This is a genomic window from Streptomyces sp. SID5910, assembly GCF_009862125.1.
Classification (GTDB): Bacteria; Actinomycetota; Actinomycetes; order Streptomycetales; family Streptomycetaceae; genus Streptomyces.
Window position 1 is genome coordinate 1 of record NZ_WWHX01000208.1, and the last position, 2,618, is coordinate 2,618.

The window sequence follows — 2,618 nt, forward strand, 5'->3', positions numbered from 1 at the left end:
CAGGCCGAAGCGGGGGTCCGGGGGCGGCAGCCCCCGGAGACGGCAACGGCAGCGCGGGGCACCGTCAGAAGAAACGGCACCCCGCGCCCACGTCACCGCGAGTACCGCATCAACGCCCGCACCATATGGCACGTCGTGTCCGACGGCGCATGCACACCGATCGTCTCCGCGGCGCCGCGTATCGTCTCGTTGCGCGCCTGGTTCGGCAGGTAGACGCCGGAGTCGAGCAGGGCGATGGCGAGCCGCATCGCCTTGAGCCGGCGGTTGTGCGTGACGTACCACTCGCGGGGGCGGCCCGCCGGCAGCGGACGCTTCTCCACGGGCTCGTAGGGCTTCTGCTTCAGTGCGGCAGCGGGCACGGGCATCCTCCTGTCGCTGTCGGGGCGCCGTCCGGACCCCCCGGCGACACCCTCGAACACTGCTTCTATTTTACCGCCCCCCACTGACAAAAGCCCCTGGCCACAAGGGCTTTCGAGGCTCCTGTGACGCGCGGGGAGAACGAGTTCCGCGGGCCCCGGCTACCGTGTGCGGCATGGAGATCTGGATCAACCCGGCCTGTTCCAAGTGCCGCAGCGCCATCAGCCTGCTCGACGCCGAGGGCGCCGACTACACCGTCCGCCGCTACCTGGAGGACGTGCCGAGCGAGGACGAGATCCGCGAGGTCCTCACCCGCCTCGGCCTCGAACCGTGGGACATCACCCGCACCGGCGAGGCCGCCGCCAAGGAACTCGGGCTGAGGGACTGGCCCCGTGACGACGCGTCACGCGACCGCTGGGTCGCCGCGCTCGCCGCGCACCCGAAGCTGATCCAGCGCCCGATCATCACGGCGGACGACGGAACGGCCGTCGTGGGCCGCTCCGATGAAGCCGTCCGGGACGCCCTGTCCCGCTGAGCACCCCGTCGTCGGTCGCCGGGACCCGGTGTCGGTACCCCCTGTTACGCTGCGCCGCCATGACCCCTGATGATCAAAGACCGCGGTACGGCCTGCCGTACGACCCCGCGGCCGCGGCGGACGCCTGGACGGCCGAGCAGGACCGCATACGCAGACGCCGCCGCACCCGGCTCGCGGTGGCCGCGGCGACCGGCGGCGTCCTCGTCGCCGCCGTCGTCGCCGGCGCCCTGACGCTGACCGGCGGCGAGGACGACCGGCAGGCCGCGGCACCGGCCCCCACGGCGACCGCCACGGCCGTCGCGGTGCCCTCCGTCTCCGTCACCCTGCCCTCCGACGCGCCCTCCTCTCTCCCCTCGTTGCTCGCGCGCCCGGTCGTCCGCCCCGAACAGGCCTTCCCGGAGACCGCCGTCCGGCTGCCCGACGGCTCCCGGTACGAGCGCGTCGATCTGGCGACGACGACCGAGTGCGCCCGGGGCACCTCGCCGGAGCTGGCCGCCCTGATCGACCAGGGGAAGGGCTGCCTCAGGCTCACCGCCGCCCTGTTCACCGACACCGACCGGCGCTCGCAGGTGACCGTGACCGTGGTGAGCTTCCGGCGCGCGGAGGACGCCGGTTCCGTGTTCGGTCTGGCCTCGATGGACCCCGTGACCTACCAGACCGTCTCGCTCGACCCGCCGCCCGAGGCCAACATGCCGACGGTGCCGCCCGGCTCGGCCGGTGTCTTCCGGCGCCTGATGACCGTGCGCTCGGTGGTGTTCGCGAACGGCCAGTGGGGCGACGGCGCCGAGACCGGGGAGACCGAGCTCACCCGGCAGACGGAGGGCCTGCTCCAGTACGTGAACGACAACGTGGTGGCGTACGAGGACGGTGACGACGCCCCCGGGACGAGCTGACCTCCTCTCAGCCGGGTTGTGACGCAGGTTACTCCGGCGGATCTCCGTGACGGCTGAGTAACCGCGTTCGGTATCTCGTACATAGCGGCGTACGCTCCCCTACCTCTTCAGGAGGCGCGCATGTCGCGCAGGAGAAGTCTCGGCACGAAGAAGAAGATCGCGTTGCTGGTGAGCGCCGCGGCGGTGGCGGGCGGCGGGGCCTTCGTGATGGCGAACGCCTCGAACGCCGCGCAGACCACCCAGAACGCGCAGACCAAGTCCGCGCAGGACTCCACGGTCTGCCAGGGTCTGGCCACCGCGCTCGGCAACAACCAGCGGTTCATCGAGGGCCAGCGGGCCGCCCCCGACGCGCAGTCCGAGGCCCGGATCGCCAACCGCGAGGCGGTCGTCGAGCAGATCAAGGTCCAGCAGCAGGCGTCCGGCTGCACGGTGGGGGAGTCGGCTCAGGACTCCCAAGCCGCACAGCCGACGCAGGCCGCACAGCCGCCGCAGGCCTCTCAGACCGCGCAGCCCCCTCAGGCCGGACAACCCGGCGACCAGGCGGGCGGCGGCGCGGCGCAGGCCGGTACGCAGGTGTGCAACGGCTCCACCGTCACCCTCTCCGGCGAGGGCGGTGCCCCGGCCGCGTCCAGCAACCAGTTCCCCGTGGGCACCAAGCTCAGGGTGACCAACCTGGACAACGCCAAGTCCACGACGGTGGAGGTCGCCTCGGTCTCCGGCAGCTGCGCCCTGCTCAACGACGCGGCGTTCGAGCAGGTCAGGGAGCCGGGCAAGTTCCTCATCCGCCGGGCCCTGATCGAGAAGGTGGGCTGACCGCCTCCACCCTCCCCGCC

General features: G+C 72.3%; 4 protein-coding genes. 3 read left to right on the forward strand and 1 reads right to left on the reverse strand.

The annotated features are described in order from the left end of the window. Positions 1-92: 92 nt before the first annotated feature. Positions 93-359 (reverse strand): hypothetical protein, encoded by a 267-nt coding sequence (locus tag GTW67_RS07410; protein WP_524539755.1) that lies wholly within the window; start codon positions 357-359, stop codon positions 93-95. Between the two features lie 173 nt (positions 360-532). Here GTW67_RS07410 and GTW67_RS07415 point away from each other — a divergent pair, with 173 nt between their 5' ends. The 3 genes from GTW67_RS07415 (at position 533) to GTW67_RS07425 (ending at position 2,598) form a co-directional block, all read left to right on the forward strand. Further along, positions 533-892: an arsenate reductase family protein gene (locus GTW67_RS07415; protein WP_161164005.1), complete on the forward strand. Its 360-nt coding sequence runs from the start codon at positions 533-535 to the stop codon at positions 890-892. Between the two features lie 59 nt (positions 893-951). Beyond that, entirely contained in the window at positions 952-1,785 is an 834-nt protein-coding gene (locus GTW67_RS07420; RefSeq protein ID WP_237518722.1) for a hypothetical protein, read from the forward strand. Between the two features lie 120 nt (positions 1,786-1,905). Further along, positions 1,906-2,598, forward strand: coding sequence for an SCO2207 family protein (locus GTW67_RS07425; RefSeq protein ID WP_161164006.1), 693 nt, complete (start codon positions 1,906-1,908; stop codon positions 2,596-2,598). Positions 2,599-2,618 lie beyond the last annotated feature (20 nt).

What these genes read in the sequence shown, in the direction of transcription:
- GTW67_RS07420 (WP_237518722.1), top strand. Translation starts at nt 952, where the DNA reads ATGACCCCTGATGATCAAAGACCGCGGTACGGCCTGCCGTACGACCCC.
- GTW67_RS07415 (WP_161164005.1), top strand. Translation starts at nt 533, where the DNA reads ATGGAGATCTGGATCAACCCGGCCTGTTCCAAGTGCCGCAGCGCCATC.
- GTW67_RS07425 (WP_161164006.1), top strand. Translation starts at nt 1,906, where the DNA reads ATGTCGCGCAGGAGAAGTCTCGGCACGAAGAAGAAGATCGCGTTGCTG.